Annotated in this window: 13 protein-coding genes; all 13 read left to right on the top strand. The window is 36.4% G+C overall.

Annotated features, from left to right (window positions below; genetic code table 11):
- Positions 1–392 precede the first annotated feature (392 nt).
- The 13 genes from ACM55M_RS05420 to ACM55M_RS05360 all read left to right on the top strand — a co-directional run bounded on the left by ACM55M_RS05420 (position 393) and on the right by ACM55M_RS05360 (position 25,307).
- Complete coding sequence (locus tag ACM55M_RS05420; protein WP_416856564.1) at positions 393–3,533, top strand: SusC/RagA family TonB-linked outer membrane protein; 3,141 nt, start codon at positions 393–395, stop codon at positions 3,531–3,533.
- A 7-nt stretch (positions 3,534–3,540) separates the two neighbouring features.
- On the top strand, positions 3,541–5,055 hold the full coding sequence (locus ACM55M_RS05415; protein WP_416856563.1) for a RagB/SusD family nutrient uptake outer membrane protein: 1,515 nt from the start codon (positions 3,541–3,543) through the stop codon (positions 5,053–5,055).
- A gap of 178 nt (positions 5,056–5,233) precedes the next feature.
- Entirely contained in the window at positions 5,234–6,766 is a 1,533-nt protein-coding gene (locus ACM55M_RS05410) for a sialate O-acetylesterase (protein ID WP_416856562.1), read from the top strand.
- Between the two features lie 49 nt (positions 6,767–6,815).
- A complete protein-coding gene (locus ACM55M_RS05405; RefSeq protein ID WP_416856561.1) occupies positions 6,816–7,886 on the top strand; it encodes a glycoside hydrolase family protein in 1,071 nt (356 codons plus the stop codon).
- Between the two features lie 262 nt (positions 7,887–8,148).
- Positions 8,149–10,290, top strand: a complete 2,142-nt coding sequence (locus tag ACM55M_RS05400; RefSeq protein WP_416856560.1) for a hypothetical protein — start codon at positions 8,149–8,151, stop codon at positions 10,288–10,290.
- 662 nt (positions 10,291–10,952) lie between these two features.
- Positions 10,953–15,725: a rhamnogalacturonan lyase family protein gene (locus ACM55M_RS05395; RefSeq protein ID WP_416856559.1), complete on the top strand. Its 4,773-nt coding sequence runs from the start codon at positions 10,953–10,955 to the stop codon at positions 15,723–15,725.
- 137 nt (positions 15,726–15,862) lie between these two features.
- Entirely contained in the window at positions 15,863–17,266 is a 1,404-nt protein-coding gene (locus ACM55M_RS05390) for a sulfatase-like hydrolase/transferase (RefSeq protein WP_416856558.1), read from the top strand.
- A gap of 17 nt (positions 17,267–17,283) precedes the next feature.
- Positions 17,284–18,312, top strand: coding sequence for a family 43 glycosylhydrolase (locus tag ACM55M_RS05385; protein ID WP_416856557.1), 1,029 nt, complete (start codon positions 17,284–17,286; stop codon positions 18,310–18,312).
- A complete protein-coding gene (gene rhaM / locus ACM55M_RS05380; protein WP_416856556.1) occupies positions 18,297–18,623 on the top strand; it encodes an L-rhamnose mutarotase in 327 nt (108 codons plus the stop codon). The genes ACM55M_RS05385 and rhaM overlap by 16 nt, the downstream gene beginning before the upstream one ends.
- A 249-nt stretch (positions 18,624–18,872) precedes the next feature.
- Entirely contained in the window at positions 18,873–21,305 is a 2,433-nt protein-coding gene (locus ACM55M_RS05375) for a DUF4982 domain-containing protein (RefSeq protein ID WP_416856555.1), read from the top strand.
- A 200-nt stretch (positions 21,306–21,505) separates the two neighbouring features.
- The gene (locus ACM55M_RS05370; protein WP_416856554.1) at positions 21,506–22,858 is read left to right on the top strand and encodes a glycoside hydrolase family 28 protein; all 1,353 of its coding nucleotides are present in this window, start codon (positions 21,506–21,508) and stop codon (positions 22,856–22,858) included.
- A 45-nt stretch (positions 22,859–22,903) separates the two neighbouring features.
- A complete protein-coding gene (locus ACM55M_RS05365; RefSeq protein WP_416856553.1) occupies positions 22,904–23,986 on the top strand; it encodes a PKD domain-containing protein in 1,083 nt (360 codons plus the stop codon).
- A 25-nt stretch (positions 23,987–24,011) separates the two neighbouring features.
- Positions 24,012–25,307, top strand: coding sequence for a DUF4861 domain-containing protein (locus tag ACM55M_RS05360; protein ID WP_416856552.1), 1,296 nt, complete (start codon positions 24,012–24,014; stop codon positions 25,305–25,307).
- Positions 25,308–25,383 lie beyond the last annotated feature (76 nt).

Raw genomic sequence — 25,383 nt, 5'->3', positions numbered from 1 at the left:
TTGTTTTTAGGCTGACTACTAATTAACTTCATAATTGTATGTTTAGTAATACTATCTATTTAAGCTAAACTAAAAAATACTATCCTCAGTAATCTATTTAATTTTTTAAGATAGAAAGTTAATGTATCATGCATTTAAATGGTATCAATAAATTATTTTTTTAGGATAAAAATTCCATTTTTTTTTAAATATGTTTAAAAATTAAAAAAATAATATGAACTTTTCGCAAACTTTATATTTAAACAATTTAAAATCAATGATTTATGATTTGTAGGAATTATGTCTAACTCAAATTATAATATTATGTTAAAAGACTACAGGAAGGCACAGGATAGAGGATGTTTTTCTTATGGATATATTTGGATTGAATTAATAATAAAATTTAATGTAATATGAAAAACAAAATTATTCTTTTGATGAGTATAATCATGTGTACTTTGATGTGTACATCAGGTTTTGCTCAGGAAAAAAATGTTACAGGGACAGTTAATGACCCTTCAAATCTTCCTATACCAGGAGTTAATATATTTGTTAAAGGAACTAAGAAAGGAGTAATTACTGATATTGATGGGAAATATAGTCTTTCAGTATCTACAGGAGAAACTTTAGTTTTTTCTTTTTTGGGTTTTAAAACAAAAGAGCAAAAAATAGGTAGTGCAAGTTCCTATAATGTTTCTTTAGAATCTGAAAACGCTAGCTTAAATGAAGTTGTTATTATTGGTTATGGAACACAAAAGAAAAAACTAACGACAGGGGCGATTTCTGGAATTAAAACAGAGAATTTCACAGAGCGACCATTATCAAGAGTTGATCAAGGTATGATTGGACAAATTGCAGGGGTTAGGGTAAAACAAACTTCAGGTTTGCCTGGACAACCTTTTAGTGTTGAAATTAGAGGTGCAGGATCTATTACTGCAGGAAACGAACCTTTATATGTAGTAGATGGATTTCCTATTTATACAGAGGGATCTAATGGTTCAGGAGGATTCACTAATGGTAGTCCATTAGACAATATGAATGCTAATGATATTGCTTCAGTAGAAGTGTTAAAAGATGCGGCAGCAGCTGCAATTTACGGTTCCAGAGCTTCAAATGGAGTTGTTTTAATTACAACTAAAAAAGGTAAATCAGGAAAAGCAAAATTCTCTTTTAATACTTATTCTGGATTGAATATGGAAGCGAATAGAGTGGATGTGTTAGATTCACAACAATGGATAGATAGAGCAAAAGTTTTTATTGATGCGCAATGGCTAGCTTCTGGAATCCCCGGAGCGACAGCTTCTCAAACTACCGCACAGAGGACAGCTGCTTATAATGCAGTAAATCCTTCGACTCCACTTACCATAAGTAATGCCAGATACCCTACCTATCTTTATGATGATAGATGGGATATGCCAGGTCACCCAGGATTAGATTATATTAATTGGCAAGATAAAGTATTCAGTACAGGAGAATTTCATAATTATCAATTAGCCGTTTCTGGAGCTACTGATGCCGTTAATTATTATGTTTCTGCAAGTTACCAAGATAACGAAGGGTATATGGTTGGTACTGGTTATTCCTTGTTTTCTGCAAGAGCAAATATTGACATCAAATTATCCGATAAATTTAAAATGGGAATTAATTTAGCTCCTTCTTACTCTATTAAGGATGACCCAGGTATAGAAGGAAAAGACAACATATTGCACAAAGCACTTGGTGCAACTCCAGTTTTCGAAAATACACCCAATATTGATGGAGAAAAATATACTGTAAAGTACTTATGGGGAAGCACTACGACAAGTATGCTTAATTTATTGGATAGAAAAGGACAGAACTCTATGTATAGAAACCTTGTTTCCTCTTATGCAACTTATCAGCTTACAGATGGTTTAACACTTAAGAGTACTCTTAATTTTGACAATACTGACAATACTGCTGAAAATTATACACCGGGTAGTAAATTGACGGATATTCGTGGATCTTATAATACCTATAGAAGACAAAATGCGGTGATTGAAAACACCTTAAATTACATTAAGTCATTCAAAAATCATAATTTCAATGTACTTTTAGGTCAGTCTTTCAACTCTTATAAAATTACAAAATCGACGCTTTCTTCTGGTGCTCTATATACTAATTTTGTTACCGAAACTTTACCTACGGGATCACTTGGGACCACTACTGCAGAGAAAAATACGTTACTTTCTTATTTTGCCAGATTGCAGTATAACTATAAAGAAAAATACTTGTTTTCTGCCAGTTACAGACGTGATGGTTCTTCAAAATTTGGATCAGAACAAAGATGGGGGGAATTTCCTTCGTTGTCATTGGGATGGAGAGTTAAGCAGGAAGGTTTTATGGAGAATGTAGATTGGATTAACGATTTAAAATTGAGAGTGAGTGCAGGTGTGAATGGTAGTAATAATATTCGAAGCTATCCTCAACCAGTACTTGGAAATTATAATTATACCGTCGGAGGAGTTCTTGCTATCGGACAAGGTGTTTCATCAATTGAAAACAACGCAGTACACTGGGAAGAATCCAAAAGTATTGATTATGGTGTCGATTTTTCGATATTAAAAAATAGAATTTCTGGAACATTTGAAGTCTATAGAAAAGAAAACAAAGAATTACTATTAAATGTGCCTATTGCAAGTGCCTCTGGATTTAGTAGTTATCTTGATAATATTGGAACTGTTTTGAACCAAGGATGGGAAGCAGAAATAAATACTGTTAATGTTGCCAGTAAAGATTTTCAATGGAAAACTTCCATGAATTTAAGTCATAACGAAAATAAAGTTTTGGAATTAGGACCTGGGCAACAAAAAATTGAAATTGCAGCCAGCGGTCTTAGCGGCGTTCCATTCGTGAAATTAGAAGTTGGAAAACCAATGTATACCCTATTTATGTTAAAACAAGATGGTGTGGTAACTCAAGCTGATATTGATACTGGTGGTACTACTATCGGAGGGAATAAATTAGTGCTTGGTGATCCGAGATATGTAGATCAAAACGGTGATAAAAAAATCACTACTGATGACCGTGTTGATGTTGGGAATCCAATACCAAAATATACTTGGGGAATTACTAATACATTCAAATACAAAGATGTTGATTTGAATATTTTAGTTCAAGGTCAAAACGGCGGTACTGTTTATGGTTTAATAGGAAGAGCTATCGATCGTACAGGTCAGGCTTCAGTAGAAAATACACTTGATGTTAACCCTGCAGTTAGAGGTAACTGGAGAACTTCTTTTGGATTTCAAGCGAATACGGATTGGTTGTATTCTTCCGATTATGTTAGTATCAGAAGTATAACATTGGGTTATGATTTAGCCAAAGCTGTAAAATCGTTGACAAGAATTGACAAAGCAAGATTATACATAACTGGAGAAAACTGGTTTTACTGGAATAAATACAAAGTAGGTTTTAATCCAGACGCAGTAAATACTTCTGCAAGTTCTGATGGTAACTTCTCGCTTCCCGTTGATTATGGAGGAGCTCCAATAGCTAAATCAATAGTTGTAGGACTTAACATTAATTTTAATTAAAATTACGATGAAAAAATATATTTATTTCGCTGCAAATATCGTTATGCTATTTGCGCTCGGATCATGTGAAAATCAACTGGACCAACTTCCATTGTCTCAGCCGACTGCCGATAATTTTTATGCTACGCCGGGAGACTTTATTCAAGCTAGAAACGCAACGTATTCATGGGCATTTCATGGTGCTAACGAATATGGTTATGCCAACAGAGTGTTGAATTTAAGTGAAACCAGATCCGACAATTTGTATGCTACTACCACGGCTTCAAGAGAATGGGAGGGTATTAACAGTTTTTACACTTCGATAAGTTCTAATTCTTATATTAAAGAGGCTTATGTAAGTAATTATAAAGCTATCTTTTATGCAAATCAGTTACTGGAAAAATTAGATGAAAAAGGAAGTGTTATTCCTCTTCCTGCTGACAGGGCTGCTATGGCAGCGGAGGCTCATTTTCTTAGAGCATTCTGTTATTTTGACTTGATAAGATGGTTTGGTCGTGTTCCCTTAATTGATAAAACAGTAACAGCTCAAGAAGCTGCCAAAATTGGAAGAACTCCTGTTGCTGATATATATAATTTAATTTTATCCGACTTGCAAATAGCAACAACTGATTTACCTACTTCTTATTTAGCTGCAGACTATGGAAGGGTAAACAAATTTGCTGCCAAGGCGTTTTTAGGGCTTGTGTATATGACTCGTTCTAGTCCAACTTATGGCATAGACGGATCTATTTTGGGACTTAACGAATGGGCTAAAGGGTACCAGCAATTAAATGATGTAAAAACAAGTGGTTTATATGCTTTTGGAGCTGATTATGCGACCATATTTACAACAGAAGGACTTACTAACAAAGAAAACGTTTTGACTATTCCTTATACTACAGGAAATGATGTAGGTGGTAATTTCGTAATTGAAGTTGGATACGAGCCTTATTTTACATCTATTGGTATGTCACAACAAGGGTCTTTGGAAGCCAGACCAATTTCAACTGGACTTGTAAGTAGTTTTGCCACAGCTGACAAAAGAAAAATATTTGGTATTGCTACTAGTTACACCGCTTCAGGTCTTGCCTATACGCTTCCTGTTTTTAAGAAATATATAGACAAAACGAGATATGGATTATCTCGAACCGATTGGGGAGTAGATTTTATGGTTATGCGATATACTGATGTATTGATGTTGATGGCCGAATGTACGCTTCACGGTGGTGGAGGAACTCAAGCAGACGTTGATGCAATCATGAACCAAGTGAGAACTAGAGCTGGTATCCCTGCAAATGCTGTAAATACAACTTTGAGCCAATTATTTGATGAAAGAAGAAAAGAATTCTTTTCAGAAGGTACTAGATGGTTCGATTTAATAAGATCAGGTGATGCTTTGACTATCATGAATAATTGGAAAACTTTAGAAGATACTCAAAAGAAAATACTTACGATAGATAAAAACTCTTTGCTTTATCCATTTCCATTACAAGAAATGTTAGCTGCTCCAGGTCTTTACACACAAAATCCTGGTTATGATTAATTTTTAGTTTTTAGTTAAATAGAAAGCGCTATGATTTTTGATCGTAGCGCTTTTTATCTTTTAGGACAATAGTGTAATTTTTTTTGTTTTACATTTATTCCTTTATACAGGGAAGCACAGGATGCTTTTGCTATTCAACTCTTTTATCTTTAATGTTTAGTATTATAAATTAAATAACATGATTCATTTAAAAAAACTTCTTATAATTCTAATTGTTTTAGGTGGAAAACTGTCTTTGTCGGCTCAAGTTAAATTACCTGCCTTGGTTAGTGATAATATGGTTTTACAACAAAACGCTAAAGTGAATTTATGGGGATGGGCAGCGCCAAATGAAAAAATAAATATTCAATTGGGGTGGCAAAATTCTCCTTTAGGAATTATAACGAACCTGGATGGAACCTGGAAAACAGTAGTAAATACCCCTCAGGGTAGTGAAAAAGCCTACGATATTACTATTGAAGCAACCAATAAAATCATTCTTCACAATGTGCTTATTGGCGAAGTTTGGATTTGTTCAGGACAATCGAATATGTATTTTCCGGTAGGAAAAGAAGAAGGAACTTGGAAAACGGGTGTGAAAAATTACGAAGAAGAAATTGCAAATGCCACCTATCCGAATATCCGAATATTCACAGTTTTGACTAAAGCCTCTCCAAAACCATTGGATGATGTTACGGGAAGTTGGGCAGCATGTTCACCAAACAATGTGAAAACATTTTCGGCAGTAGCCTATTTTTTTGGAAGGGATTTGTATCAAAATTTAAAAATCCCGATAGGATTGATTTCGTCTTCATGGGGCGGAACAAAGGCCGAAGCCTGGACTTCGCAAAATGTTTTGGAAGAGAATCCAGATTTTTTATCTATTTTGGAAACCGATGCAAAAAACGAAAAATTATTCCAAGAAAAACTGGAAAGCTACTATTTGAATTTAAAAAAAGAACGAATTGCTAACAACAACGATGTATCTAAAAGTGAATTAAAAAAGCCTAAAAAAGAAGAAAACAAAACCTCTTATGTACTTTATAACGCCATGTTGCGGCCTTTAACGAATTACACTATGAAAGGCGTAATTTGGTATCAGGGGGAAAGCAATGCTGAGCAAGCCTATTTATATCGCAGCTTGTTTCCAGCAATGGTTAAAAATTGGAGAAGTGATTGGAAACAAGGAGATTTTCCATTCTACTATGTGCAAATTGCGCCACATAAAGGACAAAATCCAGATATAAGAGAAGCGCAGCTACTTTCCTTGAAAAATATTTCAAATAGCGGAATGGTCGTTACAACAGATGTTGGGAATGCGACAAATATTCATCCAATAGACAAGCAAACGGTAGGTTATCGACTAGCCTTGATAGCGCGTGCTAAAACCTATAATGAGCCTAATTTAGTGTACTCAGGACCTATTTATAACCATATGAAAATCAAAAAAGATCGAGTTCAATTGTTTTTTGATTATGCCAATTCTGGGCTTGTAAAAAACGGAGACGTTTTGAAAGAATTTGAGATTGCAGGAGAAGACCAGTTGTTTTATCCGGCTGATGCCAAAATTGACGGAAAGACCGTTGTGGTTTTTGCTGCAAAAGTAAAAAAACCGGTAGCAGTTCGTTTTGCGTGGAAAGCGGTACCGGAACCTAATTTATTCAATAAAGAAAATTTGCCGGCTTCCCCTTTCAGGACAGATAATTGGGTAAGTCAAACCGTCAAAAATTAATTAGAGATAAGAAGAAATAGAGGAAAATCTAATTTATACGAATAATTAAATGAAACGAAGAAAATTTATAGTTGGAAATTCCCTCGCTCTTATGAGTTTATACCTCCCGTTTTCAACTAGAGGCGGTGGTTTTAGGAGTGATCCAAACCTTTCTGAATTTGAAAAGAAACTTCAACCCGTAGGACGTGTATTAGAATTTGAAGATTATTATGTGTGGTGCAACAGTCCGATTGAAGGACCTGACGGCAAAATTCATGTGTTTTTTTCGCGATGGCCGAAAGCGAAAAGTATGAGTGGATGGATCAATAGTTCCGAAATTGCTCATGCAACAGCTGATAGTCCCGAAGGGCCTTATACGTATGTAAGTACTGTTTTAGCTCCTCGTGGAGAAGGTTTTTGGGATGCAACCACATGCCATAACCCCAGTATTCATTTTGTGGATGGAAAATATGCTCTTTTTTTTATGGGAAATTCCAATGGTAAAATGAATACGAAACGTATTGGATTAGCCACTTCAGATTCACTTTATGGACCTTGGGAAAGACCAGACAAACCCTTATTATTACCTGGAGAAGAAGGTTCCTGGGATGATTTATTAACAACAAATCCTTCTTTTTTAAAACACCCCAACGGAGAGTATTGGCTCTATTATAAATCATTGGATATCGAAAATTATATTCATCCAAAATTTCCAATTAAAGGAAATAGAAAATATGGATTAGCCATATCTAAATCGCTGCATGGGCCTTATGAAAAATACGTAGGTAATCCGGTGGTCGATTTCTCTACATTGGGAGATAATAAACAATGTGAGGATGCTTTTGTTTGGTACGAAAACAAAAAATTCAAAATGTTAGCTAGAGATATGGGAGTTTTTGGTATGGACAATGGTCTTTATATGGATTCTGACGACGGAATTCATTGGAGTAGCCCCTTAATATCCTACCAACCCTTGAATAAATATATAACTCAACCTGAAGCACCCAAGCATTTAAACCGTTATGGTCGGGCAGAACGTCCACAATTATTATTTCAAAACGGGAAAGCAACTTATTTATTTACAGCTTCTCAAGGGGGGGGATTTGAAACAGCTTCAGGATTTATTTTTAAAATAACCTAAAAAGGCTTTGTAGACTGGTACAAATTTTGACAGCCACTGTTAAAAAAATGTTTCCGCCTAAGATCTCTCCTAAAGCTAAAATGATAATTATATTTTGTTTTTATGAATTTATTATAAACAGGGAAGCACAGGATGCCGCTTTTGTTCAATTCTTTTATCTTTAAACTTTTAGTGCTAAAAATTTCCTTCTTTTTTCCGTACCGATTATTGGCCTGAAAAAAAAACATATGAATTTTTAATTTATTTACAGAACATAAAATATATGAATGCTATTTACACCGTTTTTAAAATGCCATTTTTAATTGTTTTACTACTTTGTTTTCAATTGAATGGACAAGAAAAAATTGATAGGAAACTTTTGGTTTCCAGACATAATATTGAAATTAAAGCGATAGATACGCTGGCTTCATTAAGTGTAGGAAACGGGACTTTTGCGTATACTGTTGATGTTACAGGATTGCAAACTTTTCCTGAAGCGTATCAACATGGTATTCCTTTGGGAACTCAATCAGAATGGGGTTGGGATAGCTACCCAAATACCGGAAATTATAAATTTAGTGAAACGCTAAAGGAGTTTGATCAGTATAAGAGAAAAGTTTCTTATGCTGTACAATTAAAAACACCGGGAAGACAAGTTGATGCGGTTAATTATTTTCGTGCGAATCCACATCGATTACAACTGGGAAATTTAGGGTTGGAGTTGTATAAAAAAAATGGGGATAAGGTGAAACCGGAAGACCTCAAGGATATAAAACAAACCTTAAATTTATGGAGTGGTGAAATTGAAAGTCATTTTTCAATAGAAGGAATTACGGTAACGGTTTGGACGGCCTGTCATCAAAAGGAAGATGTTGTTGGTGCTCGAATACAATCGGATTTAATTAAGAAAGGACAATTAAAAATTCGCCTTAGATTGCCTCAGCCAACTGGTGAATGGGCTGATTTTGGTACAAAATGGAACGATAAAATAAAGTACGCAAGCAATATTTCTTCTCAAAATAAGCAAAAAGCGGTAATTACCCGTAAAATGGATTCTATAACCTATCACATAGGATTGTCATGGGAAGGACAAGCAAAAATAAGCGTAAAAGAAGAAAATTATTATCTTTTGACTCCTTCTAAAACGGATTCTTTTTCATTTAGCTGTACTTTTAAAAATCAAAAAATTGAAGCGATTCCATCTTTTTCTGCTGTAGAAAAAAGTAGTGTCGACGGATGGAAGAATTTTTGGCAAAGTGGTGGTGCTATAGATTTTTCTGGAAGTACGGATAGTCGGGCTAATGAATTGGAACGCAGAATTATTCTTTCGCAGTACCTTACCAAATTGCAATGTACTGGAGCTATTCCTGCTCAGGAAACAGGCCTGACCTTCAACAGCTGGTATGGTAGACCTCATTTAGAAATGCATTGGTGGCATGGAGTACATTTTGCTTTATGGGGCAGATCGGAATTATTAGAGAAAAGTTTACCATGGTATCAAAAAGTATTTGATAAAGCAGCTAATATTGCTAAAAGACAAGGTTTTGAGGGTGTTAGATGGCAAAAAATGACAGACCCGGATGGAAATGAAGGTCCGTCTTCTATTGGGGCTTTTTTAATTTGGCAACAGCCACATTTCATAACATTCGCGGATTTAATGTACAGAGCGAATCCTTCAAAAAAAACCTTAGAAAAATATAAAAAAGAAGTCTTTGCTACTGCAGATTTCATGGCTTCTTTTGCAAATTATAATAAAGAAAAAGACAGATACGAACTAGGACCAGGTGTAATTCCGGCACAAGAACGATTCAAAGCTATGGAAACATTTAATCCTACTTATGAATTAGCGTATTGGAATTGGGCACTGGGAACAGCTATAAAATGGAAAGAACAATTGCACGAAAAAGCACCTTCAAAATGGGGAAGTGTTCTTGAAAAATTGTCTGCATTACCGGTTCAAGATAATGTTTATTTAGCAACAGAAAGTGCTAAAGATTCGTACACTAATCCAGAGTTTAAAACAGATCATCCGTCTGTTTTAGGAACTTACGGAATGCTGCCGGAAACCTCTTTATTAAATAAAGAGATTATGAAAAATACGTTTGATTTAGTTTGGAAGACTTGGTCTTGGGAAAAAACCTGGGGTTGGGATTTTCCTATGACAGCGATGGCAGCTGCACGTTTAGGAATGCCTGACAAAGCGCTTGATGCATTATTTATGAAAGTACAGACCAATACTTATTTAAAAAATGGTCACAATTACCAGGAAGAGCGTTTGCCTCTTTATTTACCCGGGAACGGAGGTTTATTAACCGCTGTTGCAATGATGTGTGCTGGATGGGATGGATGTGAAGGAACAAACCCAGGATTTCCTAAAGATGGCTCTTGGAAGGTTAAATGGGAAAGACTAAAAAAAATGCCCTAAAAATTTTGAGCCACATTAATTTGAACAAAAAGATAAAAAGCTTAAATTAGAAATATGAAAATAAAATAGCATGAAGATTTATTTTCAAAATAATATAAAAACTACAAATAGCATTCTAATCTTCTGCTTTTAGCAACTCCCAATCATCCCTAGTTTTTTTCAATTCATTTAATTGAAAAAAACTAGGGATTTTTTATTTATAAATACTCCTAAAAATCATTTTTCAGCAATTTCAAATCAGAAACTGCCAAAATACACTCGCAATACTTACTTTGAGTAATTTCGCAAATAAAACGTAGTAAATTATAATAATTGTCATTATAACAATAAATAAATTATTAAAAATATATAAAATTAACTTAAATTTTCAAAATACTGAATTTCAGTCAATTAGATTTAAATAAATTTAAATTTCACATTTTAAAATTTAATAGTCTGAAATATAACAGGATAGGACAGGATGCTATTAAATAGACAACCCAATAAATTTGAGACAACTAACCCCAATCTCATCAATATGAAATATGTTTATTGAATTCTATGTTGTTACCTTTTAACTATTTATAATCAATAAATACTCAAAAATCTACAGGTGACTGTGGCTATAAAGCCACGAAAAAACTAATTATATTATTTTTTAATTCTTAACCATTTATTGATATATGAAAAAACAACTACTTTTTGAGTCTATACCGTTTCTTTTCCGGAAGATACTCTTTAGACTTTCTTTTTTTACTGTTTTGTGCCTTTTTACTGTACATACCTCGTTTGCACAGCAATGGAATATTTTGGGCAATGAGACTCAGATATCATCCGTTGCGGCTACGTACACTTCCATCACGGTTTTGGATAATGTCCCTTACGTAGCGTTCAGAGAAGGCTCTATTGCAAAAGTAAAAAAAAGAAATACTGCTACAGGCACATGGGAACAGCTGGGTAATGATATTGGTTCCAATCTCACGTATACAAGAATATATCTTGATAAAGCCAGCAATCTTTTTGTTACCTATGTTGATGCTTCTAATGGAAACAAATTAGCAGTAAAAATTTATAATACAGACACACAGATTTGGGAACCGCTGAACGGCGACAGTAACAACTTGTATGTTTCGACTGGCTCGGTTACCAATACCGTGTCTCAATACAGTTCAACACCACGCAGTTCATTGGCATTCGATTCAGACAACAAGCCCTACATTGCCTTTGGTGATGGTGCGAACCTGACCCCTTATGTGAAGAAGTTTGATGGTACTTCTTGGACAACGGTAGGTTCCGCTCCTGTGAATGCTTCCGCAAAAGCTGTAGCAGTAAGCTTGGTAATCGACGAGGCGGATGTGCCTTGGCTTGTCTATTGCAACTTGGCTGCAACTAATTCTACTACCGGGACTATGGCGCTTTACCAATGCAATAGCGGTACATGGAATTATATTACTCCCACCGTAACCGCAGGTATTCGTCATACCAGTATGGCACTCAATTCTTCCGGAAATTTGGCGATTGCCTATTTCAATACCGCCACCACCAATAGGGCTACGGTTATTGTTTACAACAAAATAGCTGGAACCTGGAGTTCGGCAACAAGCCTTTCTTCTCGGGATGCACCAAGCATCAGCTTAATCAGAGATGTTTCAGGCAGCTTGTATTGCTCCTTTATTGATAATGTTAGCAGCACCGCTACCTTTTCAGCACGCGTTTTTAAGCAAGCTGCAGGTGTAACTGCTTGGACCGAAATGAAAGATCCTTTAGTAGCACGTGGTATCGACGAGCCTGTAGGTAACCTAACCATTGCCACAGGAAGTGAATATCCTCTTGTAGTTTACACAAAAAATAATTCAAGTAGCATCAGCACACCTGTTGTCCGAATCTACGCTCCACCGCCACCCCCGGCAGTACTTAGTACTCTTGCTGTGACAAATATCACTACCACATCGGCAGAAACAGGTGGAAACATTACTTCTGATGGTGGATCAGCCATTGCGGAAAGAGGAATTGTTTACAACACTAGTGGAAATCCAACAACGGCAAACATCAAAGTTGTAGCTGCTACTGCCGGTTCAGGATCATATACTGTGACTATTCCCGGTCTTAATCCGACAACTTTGTACTATATAAGAGCTTATGCCATTAACAGTGGTGGAACCTCTTATGGTGATAATGTGAGATTAAATACCCTGGTTTTACCAGATGCGATTGTGACCACTCCGAAGCAAATGGAATTCCTGAATCGTGGAGTAGTTGCGGTGCGTAAATCGAGCAGTCAAGTTTTTATTAGCTGGCGCTTGCTGGGTAATGACCCTGCAGGAATTGCTTTTAATATTTACCGAGATAATGTGAAGCTTAATGTAGCACCTATCACGACTTCAACAAACTTTCTGGACAATACTGCCTCTAACGGCAGCTATACAGTGAAAGTAGTGAAAAATAATGTAGAAGGACCAGCTTCAGCTCCTATTTCAGTATGGGCAAATAATCAATTAACGATTCCGTTACAAATTCCTGCAGGAGGAACAACTCCCGATGGTAAAGTCTATACTTACACAGCAAATGACGCCAGTGTGGGTGATGTAGATGGTGATGGAGAGTATGAAATTTTCTTAAAATGGGAGCCTACTGCAAAAAATGACAACGCAGGAGGGTATAGCGGGAACCAAATCTTCGACTGTTATAAGTTGAACGGAACCAAATTATGGCGTATTGACTTAGGTATCAATATGAATGCAGGTCCGCATTTTAATCAATTTATGGTATATGATTTTGATGGAGACGGGAAGGCTGAAATCATCTTAAAAACTGCCGACGGCAGTAAAGATGGAACTGGAGTAGTTATTGGTAATGCCAATGTTGATTACCGTAATACTTCCGGATGGGTGCAACAGGGACCTGAGTTCCTGACTGTCTTCAACGGATTAACAGGTGCTGCTATGGCAACAATCCCTTACCAGCCCGCCAGAGGTAATACTTCGGATTGGGGAGATAATTATGGCAACCGTCAGGATCGTTTTGTATCAGCTGTGGCTTACCTTGATGGTGCCCGTCCAAGCCTGATTGTAGGCCGCGGATATTATGACAAACTGGTGCGTGCAGCATACGACTGGCGCAACGGACAACTTACACTACGCTGGATTTTTGATAGTAAAGACCCGAGTGATCTAGCCAATAATGCTATATCAAGCCAAGGAAATCACCAGATGACTATCGGTGACGTTGATGGTGATGGGAAAGATGAAATCATTAACGGATCAAGCGCAATTAACGATAATGGTAAACGACTTTGGACTTACGGTCAGGGTCATGGAGATGCGCTGCATATGTCGGACATGGATCCGGATCGTCCGGGTCAGGAGATTTGGCAGTGTCTGGAGTCTCCAGGTCAATACAGTCCATATGGTATACGACTTAATGATGCCAAAACCGGCGAAATGATTTTTGGCGCACCAACTACAGGGGATGTTGGTCGTGCTTTGGCCGCAGATATTGATCCTAACCACAGAGGGTATGAGATGTGGAGCTCTTCGGGCAACCTTTATAATGTTCAGGACGGTGAAATTGGAACAATCAAACCAACTAACGGTAGTCAGTCCGTTAATGGTGCTGTATGGTGGGATGGCGATTTAGGTCGCGAATTGTTGGATGGTACAATCATGGATAAATGGAATCCTGCGACAAAATCACTGAACCGTTTGTTTACTATATATCAGGCTGCGCCGGTTTCGTCAAATAACGACACTAAAAAGAATCCTGCTCTTACTGCAGACCTTATGGGCGACTGGAGAGAGGAAATTATTCTTCGCCGCTCAGATAATACAGCGCTAATTCTTTTCACTACTACTATTCCTACGGAGCACCGAATTTATACCTTGATGCATGACCCTCAATATCGTACCGCTATAGCGTGGCAAAATTCAGGCTATAATCAGCCACCACACCCAAGCTTCTTTTTGGGTTATGATATGGCTGAAGCGCCAGTGCCTAATATTGAAGTAAAATACATTTCGGCACCTGCGGTTATAGGTGCAACTATGAATACACGTGCTGATGGATGTGATGCAGTTGTCACTTATGCCGCAGAAGCAGACGGACTTCCAGCTCCAAATTATACTTATACTTTTACGGGAGCCACTTCAGGTTCCGGAGATGGGACAGGTTCTGGTAGCGTATTCAATAAGGGAATTACGAATGTGACGGTTACGGCTAACAACCCTTCGGGTTCCGTTAACTACAGTTTCGATGTCACTGTAATTGATTCAATCGCTCCAATTATATCAGTAGATAACTTAACAGTTGCCACTAATGAGGGATGTACTGCAACAGGAGTGATATTGACACAGCCAAGTATTTCAGACAACTGTACAAATACCGCTGATTTAATACTAACCAGTGATGCGCCTGTGTCTTATCCTATTGGTACGACAACCGTTACCTGGACAGTGAAAGATGCGCAGGAAAATGTGGCCACAGCAATCCAAATAGTAACTGTTGCAGATAACCAGGGTCCTGTTTTGATGACTCCTTCTGCCCAAAATTTATGCTACAATGCAACCTACAGCATTCCTACTCTAGGGACAAATGACAATTGCGGTATAGCTTCCATTGTCTATAAAATAACAGGAGCAACCGAAAGAAGTGGTTCAGGTAGTGATGCAAGCGGAAATTTCAATGTTGGTCTATCCACTATCACTTGGACAGTTACTGATGTTAATGGGAATCAAACAACCGGTAGTACCTCTGTTACGGTTGGCACTCCTTTAACTGTAAATATCCCTGATGTATATGCTTTAAGCCAAACTATTGTTCAAAAGAATACACTTTATACAGGTTATGGCCCTACATCATTTACTATAGGCGCTATACAAACAGGCGGTACTTCTCCTTATACATACAGTTGGAATACCGGACAAACATCCGCATCCATCAATGTACATAGTGCCGGTACATACACCGTAACTGTAACCGATGCAATAGGTTGTACCAGTGAAGCATCAATGGTGATTAATGTGATTGATATTAGCTGTGGTAATAAAAATGATAAAGTTATGATTTGTCATAACGGAGTCGCGATTTGTGTTGCTTCTTCTGCTGTTCAAGCTCATCTTAATCATGGTTGCAAACTGGGATCTTGCACAACAACAGCTAAGACAACTACCACTTCATTGAAGATTGACGGACCAAGCGTTTCAATTGTACCTGAAGTATTGGTTTATCCAAATCCATCAGCAGGACAATTTACAGTGCAACTTAGTGGCTACAAATCGTCAAAAGCGGATGTTATAATTATGAACATGACCGGACAAATTGTAACACAAAAAGAAGTCAAACTAATTGATGGTAGGCAAACTGTCGCATTCAATATATCCAATCATGCTCAAGGTATATATCTTTTAAAAGTACTTAGTGCAGATGGGGTAAATACCCTAAAAATCGTGCTTGAAAAGTAATACGATTATTATCTTGCAAAGGAGGCTGTCTTTTAGACAGCCTCCTTTTTTTATACCTAAATTAGTTACCCTATAGCACAGGACAGTATTGAAACAATAAATAAATAAATTTGAAATAAAATACTCATCTTCTTTTCATGAAATTGACTTCCATACACCCACTTAAAACCTTCTTTTTAAGAACTTCAAAACATTTATTTTTAATATGCTTGGTCATCCCATTGGGAGTTTGCTCTCAAATAGTAAACAAGAAAACGGCAGAGAAAAAGCCTAATATTTTGGTAATCATTGCCGATGATGCAGGCTGGAATGATGTAAACTATAATGGCTCTGAAATACAAACGCCAAACATTAATTCCTTGGCGAAAAAAGGAATTCAACTCAACCGATTTTATACGAGTCCAACCTGTTCTCCATCAAGAGCATCCCTTTTAACTGGAATGCCGTCCAGTAGAATCGGAATTGTAGCACCCATTAGCGACAAAAGCAAACTAAGCTTACCCGATTCAATAACGACCCTGCCACAAGCTTTGAAAAAAAAGAATTATGAAACTGCCTTATTCGGCAAATGGCATTTAGGACTCAATACTGCAAGCGGCCCCAATGTTTTTGGTTTTGATTATTCCTATGGTTTTCTTCACGGACAAATTGATCAATACACCCACAAATACAAGAACGGAGACGCAAGTTGGTATAGAAACGGCACCTTTATTACAGAAGAAGGACATACCACTGATTTAGTCACCAAAGAAATGATCGATTGGCTGGCGAATAAAAGAGATTCCTCTAAAAATTTCTACATTCAGTTAGCGTACAGTGCACCCCATTTCCCATTACAGGAAGAAGAAAAATGGAAAAAACCTTATTTAAAAACCATCAAAAATAGCTCCCGAAGAGATTATGCAGCTGCCATGACCCATATGGATTATAGTATTGGATTGGTGATGAAAGCCTTAAAAAAATTGAATTTAGAGGACAATACCCTTATCGTTTTTCTAAGCGATAATGGCGCCATGGAAAACTGGAATTCTAAAAATGAATATGGAGGAGTACATGAATCCAATCCTGTGTTGGGAACTAATTTTCCTTTGCGAGATTGGAAAACATCCAATTATGAGGGCGCCATTCGAGTTCCGGCTATTGTATATTGGAAAAACCATCTGACTCCTAAAAAGAATAACAACTACATCGCCATCACAGATCTTATGCCTACCTTCCTGACCCTTTCAGGAGCCGAAATACCAAAAGGAGTTGAAGGAGAAAACATTTGGCAAACCATTTTCAATTCTAAAACAACAACGCATGACATATACATCAGAGGACACATTCAAGAAAGCCTGATACGCAAACCTTGGAAAATCATTCGAAGCCGTCATGCTGATGATTCTCCTGCATTATTTGAACTTTACAATGTTGAAAAAGACCCCGAAGAAAAACAAAATGTAATTTTGTATAATGCTACAATTGCTGCTCAAATGAAAACAGCACTGGAACAGCAGTTTTTAAAAGACGACAAAAAAGTCAATGCAGATTTAAAATAAAAAATGACTCCAATAATATGAAGCTTAAAAAATCATTTATCCTATTATTAATGCTGTGTTGCCTTCCTGTTTTTGCTCAAAAGAAGGAACAAAAAGAGGAAAATACTATTGCTGACAAACCATTATTTCGTGACACAATTTATGATGGTGCTGCAGACCCTACTATAATTTGGAATAAAAAAGAGAAAAAATGGTTTATGTTTTATACCAATCGCAGAGCTAATATAGGAGGGAATGGTGTAAGCTGGGTTCATGGAACTCCCATTGGCATTGCTGAATCATCCGATGGCGCCCATTGGACTTACAAAGCCAATTGCACGATCAATTACAGTATGAAAGATGTTACCTATTGGGCTCCGGAGGTAATTGAGCATAAAGGAAAATACCATATGTACTTAACTATTGTTCCTGGTGTTTTCGAGGATTGGTACCATCCACGTTACATCGTTCACTTAACCAGTAAAAATGCGATAGATTGGAAATTCGAATCCAAATTAAATCTCGCATCTGAACGTTGCATTGATGCGTCTGTATTTCGTTTACCAAATGGAAACTGGCGCATGTACTACAATAATGAAAACGATGGTAAATCGATATATTATGCAGATAGTAATGATTTATACCATTGGGTTGACAGCGGTAAAAAAGTAGTAAAAGATCGTGGCGAAGGCCCAAAAGTATTTCAATGGAAAAACAAAAATTGGATGATAATCGATGCTTGGAAAGGCTTGGGGGTTTTTTCTTCTAATGATTTTGTAAATTGGACCCGACAAGAGAAAAATATTTTACAAATCCCAGGAACAGGCAAAGATGATCAAGTAATTGGCGGCCATGCAGATGTAATTGTGAATGGTGACAAAGCGTATATTTTCTACTTTACACATCCTGGACGCACACCCGAAAATAAAGGAAAAGATACTTTTGAAACCAGAAGAAGTTCCATTCAAGTAGCCGAATTAGAATATAACAACGGTGAAATTATATGCAACCGTGACAAACCTGTAACGATTAACCTTAAACCAACAAAAAAATGGAAAATAAAATGATTCGCAATGCTTTTAAAATGAAATTAAAACCAGGTTTTGAATTGGAGTATAAAAAAAGACACGACGAAATTTGGCCTGAATTAGAAAGCTTACTTTCTGAAACCGGCATTCAGGATTATAGCATCTTTCTGGATGAAGAAACGCTGATACTTTTTGCAGTTCAAAAAATAAACGAAGATTTTGATATGGATTTTTTACCCAACCATCCTATCGTAAAAAAATGGTGGGCGTATATGGGAGATATTATGGAAACAAATCCAGATAATTCGCCAATTGCGAGTTCGTTAAAAGAAGTCTTTCACATGGATTAAAGGTTATACAAATGGTTTTTATTTCAAAAATGGACTATAAAATCTAAAGTTACAAAAAGTGAAACTTTAGATTTTGTGGCTCATTTTTTCAGGATTAGACCTAAAGATTTTTCCTGGGAAACGATTCAACGAGATTGTTATAAAGGAGAAAAATCAAACCTTTTTCTCCGTATTTAAAATTTAATATATACCAAAATTAAAGGGAACAATTTAAAAAATTGCCTTACCATTATTAGACAAAAAAGAACTATGAATATTATGAAATATACGCTTTTAATACTAACTATTTTACTGGTATCTTCCGGGATCCATGCACAAGAAAGGGTGGTTACTGAACTTACAAATGGATGGAAATTCTCAAAAGGCACTAACGAAAAGGCTTTCGAAAATGATTTTAATGATTCCAAGTGGCAGAATGTAACCGTTCCACATGACTGGGCTATTTACGGACCTTTTGATAAAGAAATAGATAAGCAAATTGCTGCCATTGAGCAAAATGGTGAAAAAGTAGCTACTGAAAAAACAGGTAGGACAGGAGCCTTGCCTTATATTGGAGAAGCTTGGTATCGAAATCAGTTTTCATTGCCCAATTTTGATAAAAACAAAAAAGTAATTCTCCTTTTTGAAGGTGCTATGAGCGAACCCAAAGTCTTTGTAAACGGCCAAAAAGTGGGAGAGTGGAATTACGGTTATAATTACTTCTATTTTGATATTACAGATTATGTTGCTGCCAATGGAAAAAACAGTCTGGCTGTTCATTTATCAAATCTTGGATTATCATCGCGTTGGTATCCTGGAGCAGGTTTATATAGAAAAGTAAAAATTATAGTAAAAAATAAGGAGAGTATTGACCAATGGGGAACCTTTATTACGACACCATTTATTTCTCCTGATTTGGCTAAAGTGACTATTAAAACAAAAGTTTCCGGCGAAAACCTTCGGATTATCACCAAAATAAAAGACGCCAAAGGAATTGAAGTAGCGACTAACGAGAATTCGACTATTTTCGGAAATGAATTCGAACAAAATATTGCAGTTAAAAACCCGCATTTATGGAGTCCGGAAAACCCTTATCTCTATACAGCAACATCTCAAATATATGTTGGCGATGTCCTGAAAGATGAAACCACCACGCGATTTGGTATTCGAAGCATTAAATACGAGGCAAACAAAGGTTTTAGTTTAAATGGTGAAGTACGCAAATTCAAAGGGGTTTGTTTGCACCACGATTTAGGGCCTATTGGAACTGCAATCAACAAAGCTGCTTTGCGCAGGCAGTTGACTATTTTAAAAGATATGGGATGCAATGCCATTCGCAGTTCACACAATATGCCGTCATTGGAACAACTGGAATTGTGTGACGAAATGGGATTCATGTTCTTGGCAGAAAGTTTTGATGAATGGGCCAAGCCAAAAGTTAAAAATGGCTACCACCGCTTCTTTGATACAGATGCTGAAAAAGACATTGTAAATTTGGTTCAGGCAACCCGCAATCATCCTTCCATAGTGATGTGGAGTTCCGGGAATGAAGTTCCAGATCAACATGGAGCCGAAGGGGTGAAAAGAGCGAAGTGGTTGCAGGATATATTTCATCGTGAGGATCCTACAAGACCGGTAACTGTAGGAATGGATCAGGTAAAAGCTACTCTGGCATCAGGATTTGGGGCATTGTTAGATATTCCCGGACTTAATTATCGCGTTCATTTATATGAAGAAGCTTTTGGGAAATTTCCGCAAGGTTTTATTTTAGGGTCTGAAACGGCATCAACAGTAAGTTCACGAGGTATTTATAAATTCCCTGTGGTAAAAGCACAATCCAAACAATATGATGATTTTCAAACTTCTTCTTATGATTTAGAATATTGTAGTTGGTCTAATTTGCCGGATGATGATTTTGTTTTGCAAGATGACAAGCCTTGGGTTATTGGTGAATTTGTATGGACTGGTTTTGATTATTTAGGCGAGCCTACGCCTTATGATGAAAAGTGGCCTTCCCGAAGTTCTTATTTCGGGATCAGTGATTTAGCTGGTTTACCAAAAGATAGATTCTATTTGTACCGAAGTCGTTGGAATACCAATGATAAAACGTTACATATTTTGCCACATTGGAATTGGGAAGGAAGAGAAGGACAAACGACTCCCGTATTTGTCTACACGAATTATGAAAGTGCCGAACTTTTTGTGAATGGAAAAAGTATGGGAATTCAAAGAAAAAATAATGCCACACCACAAAATCGTTACCGATTGATGTGGATGGATGTCAAATACGAACCTGGAACGATAAAAGTAGTTGCTTTTGACACACAAGGAAATCGGGTTGCCGAAGAAGAAATCCATACCGCAGAAAAGCCATACCAAATAAAACTCGAAGCCGATAGAACGAACCTGGAAGCAAATGGTGAAGACTTAGCCTTTGTTACGGTTTCTGTAGTCGATAAAAAAGGGAATCCTTGTCCAACGGCTACGCAACAATTAAACTTTAGTGTAACTGGCAAGGGAACGTATCGCGCTGCCTGCAATGGTGATGCCACTTCATTAGAGCAATTTCATTTGCCTACGATGAAACTATTTAGCGGTAAATTGGTTGTTTTAGTTCAGTCCACTTCAGAAGCTGGTGAAATAGAATTAAAAGTTACGGGTATAGGACTGAAAACCGCAAAAATACCTTTGAAATCAAATTGACTTCCAAAGAATTAAAAAGACTTTATAATAAACTAAAATAAAATTTAAGGAAACCAAAGTATTAACAGTATGCAACAGGACAGTTTAACTATTTTTATTAAATAAATTTGAAATCGATCACAAGATTTACAATTTAAAATAAAGAACAACATAGGATGAATAAGAGTTTTAACTTTACATTTTTATTAGTATTGGTTCTAATGAATTTTGGAATTCTATCTGTAAAAGCTCAGAAAGTAGTAACCGTTATAGATGTTACAAAGTACGGCGCTATTGGTAATGGAAAAGCGTTAGATACAAAGGCAATCCAAAAAGCAATTGACGTAGCTGCAAAATTAGGGAATGGCACAAAAGTTTTACTTCCTACAAACCACCAATATCTTATTAGTACGCTGGTTTTAAAAAGTAACATTGAATTTTATTTAGAAGGAAACGCACAACTTTTGGTAAGTACTAAAAAAGAAGATTATTCGGTTGAAGGATCCATAATAGCTAATGATGTTAAAAATCTAAAAATATCAGGCACCGGAAGTATTAATGGACGGGCTTTAGAGTTTATGACGCATTACGATACTATTAAGGAAATTTGGATACCAAAAGACTGGAGACCAAAATTATTTATTCTTACTAAATGTAACTATTTAGAAATAAAGGATATCACTATTGAAAAAGCACCTTCCTGGAGTCTGCACATGCTGGGTTGTGAAAATGTATTAATAGATGGTGTAAAAATTAAGAATAATCTCGACGTACCTAATTGCGATGGAATTGATCCAGATCATTGCAGAAATGTTGAAATTCGTAACTGCGAAATAAGTTGCGGCGATGATGCGATAGTAGTAAAAGCGACGCAACAGGAAATCGATTATGGTCCGTCTGCCAATATATGGGTTCACGATTGTAAACTTGAAACTCAGGATTCAGGACTCAAAATTGGGACAGAAACGACACAGGATATATACAATGTTGTTTTTGAACGTTGCGAAATTAAAACCAGTTGCCGTGGATTGACAATTCAACTTCGGGATGAAGGTGATGTTTATAATATTGTTTTTAGAGATATAAATTTCACATCACGTTATCATTCCAACCCATGGTGGGGTCGGGGAGAGGCTATTTCGTTAACTGCCATACCACGGAATCCAGAAACTAAAATCGGGAAAATTCATACTATTTTAATCGAAAATGTAACAGGAATAGCCGAAAACAGTATCCGTATCAATGGCACAAAGGAAAGCCGAATTAGTGACATACGCCTTTATAATGTCAATGTTACCTTAAACAGATGGACAAAGTATCCCGGCAATGTCTTTGATAACCGACCTACAAAAGCGTATGAAGGTATTGAAACCCACGATACTCCAGGAATTTTTATTCGACATAGCGATCGTGTGGTATTGGAAAACTGTAGTATAGCTTGGGGAAATACTATTCCGGATTATTTCACCAATGCAATTCAGGCAAATAATGTTACAGGATTAGAACTGATTAATTTTAAAGGAGAATCAGCTAATCCAGCAAAATATAAAGCTATAGATATTTCCAAACTGTAACCAATTTTATAGAATATGACTTTAAATTTGATAAATACGTATTGGATGAAGCTATGCAAAAAATCATTTTTATCTTTGGTTGTACTGATACTTTTTGGAGTTCAGGCTTGGTCACAAGAAAACCGCAGTTTTAAAATTTTCCAGTTTCCTGCCAATAAAATTCCGACGATTGATGGAAATTCCGACGATTGGAAAATAGTTCCTGATAGTTATGCTGTTGGAATGGGCGAATTATGGGATGACAGTGGAAAACAGACTAAAGCTGATCCGAAAAATCTGGATGTGAGTGTAATAGTGGCTTGGGTAAAAGGATTGAATCGGCTGTATTTTTTATACGAAGCGTACGATAATTATTGGGATTTTTCTTTGACGGGTTTACACAATGATATATTTGAAGTCACAGTCGACGGCGATCAATCCGGTGGTCCGTTTATTGATCGGTTTCATCCCAATAAATCATTGACAAATACGATGGATGCCTATTTCTCCTATCATGGCGTTCAGGCACAAAACTATCATATTTTCACCCCTTCGGAAGGAAAAGATTGGGCTTTAGCTTGGGGAAGTCAACCTTGGATCAAGGAACTGCCTTATGCTAATGCTGCGACCCATTATAATTTTAAAACCGGAGAATCAGGAAAATTGACATTAGAGTTTTGGATTACTCCTTTTGATTATGCTGGAAATGATCCTGAAAGAGCTATTGAATCCCTATTGGAAGAAAATAAAAATATAGGACTTTGTTGGGCAATAATTGATTATGATGATGTGAATAAAGAGGCCAATAACGGGTTTTGGAACTTATCAAAAGAACATACCATGTACGGAAATGCCAGCTATAGTTTGCCTTTTAAATTAATGCCACTTGAAGATCAATTCAAAAAAGGAATAGCTGCAAAATGGTCTTTTAATGTGGTTGATATGGATCGAAGAATGGTTGCTTTTATAAATAAATCCGAGGGGGAAATCAAATCGTGGAAATGGGATTTTGGGGATGGAACAACTTCTTCAGAGCAAAACCCAATACATCAATATAAAGAAGCTGGAAAATATATTGTGGTTTTAAATATTGAAGGCCCTAAAGGAAAATCTAGACTTTCCAAAGTTTGGGATGTTGCAGTAAAATAAATAATAATATCATAAATGTTTTAAAATGATGCATAATAAATTAAACTTATGTTTGCCTGCAGCCTTTATAGCGCTATTATTTGTAGGCTGTAAAACGTATAAAAACACTACTGAAACAGGAATAGTGTTAACCAATAATTCTAGTTTGGAATTAACAGATAAACCAATTTCTATCGCAAAAAAGCTGTTGCCTGTAAAAGAGAATTTGAATAATTACCCTGTATTGGTTTATAAAAATGACACTATCCCTTCTCAAGTTAATGATTTAGATGGCGATGGAAAATGGGATGAACTATTTTTAGTGACCAATTTTTCAGCCAATGAAAAGAAAAACACCCAACTTGTTTGGGTAAAAAAAGCACCTAAATTTACGATTAGAACTAGCGCAAGATTTGGAAAAAGAGAAGCCGAAAATGAACCCTTACAACCCGCAACCGAAGAAACTGTAAATGCGAATCAAGTCTATAAAAAACTAGGTTTTCAAAAATACCAAACCGATGGTCCTTCCTGGGAAAATGACAAAGTAGGTTTTAGACATTATCTTGACGGTAGAAATGCCAAAGATGTTTTTGGAAAAAAAATACCCGCTATTACTCCGGAAAATGTTGGGATTAGCAGTAAGGGAGCCGTAGAAGATAATTATCATGTGATGTATGATTGGGGAAGAGATGTTTTTCCCGTGGGTAATTCAGCAGGCCTTGGAGGTTACGCTTTACTTGTAGGCAATGAAATTAATAGACTTGGAATTCTTGGAACGGATACTTTGAATAATATTGAAAGAACCACTTTTAAAATTGTGAGTGAAGGACCTGAAAATTCTGTTTTAAGTTATGATTATCACAATTGGAATGCATCGGGAAATAAGTATCAAGTAAAAGAAATTACGTCTATCTGGCCCGGAATGTATGGCTTTAAAAACACAGTTAGTTTGGATGGACTTAAAGGAAACGAAATGTTACTTATTGCCTTGTCAAACATTAACAATCAAAAGCCTTTAAATGTAGTTGAAGCCGGTAATTTTGTTTGTCTTATACAACATGATAACTTAGGTTATAATCGCGAATGGATTATGGGAACAGCAATAATAGTTCCTAAAAAAGGCTATAACGGCTATATGGAAGCGCCTAAAACAGGGCAAATAACCAATTCTTATTTGGCTAAATTCAAAGTCGAAAACAATGAGCCAATCAGTTATTATGCCATTGCAGCTTGGGAATTGAGTGCCGATAAAAATTTTAAGGATGCCAATTATTTCACCAATTATGTGACCAATTTGGCAAAACAACTTGCAGCCGAAATTACTGTTATTATAAAAAAATAAACTAATAATCCCTATTTTGGAGTTTCTAGCTTTATGAAACGGGAAGACAAAAACGGATAACTATATTCGATTAAAA

The organism is Flavobacterium galactosi (genome assembly GCF_048158585.1).
GTDB lineage: Bacteria > Bacteroidota > Bacteroidia > Flavobacteriales > Flavobacteriaceae > Flavobacterium > Flavobacterium galactosi.
The sequence above is the reverse complement of the archived record's forward strand: the minus strand, read 5'-3'. Positions and strand labels throughout refer to the sequence as shown.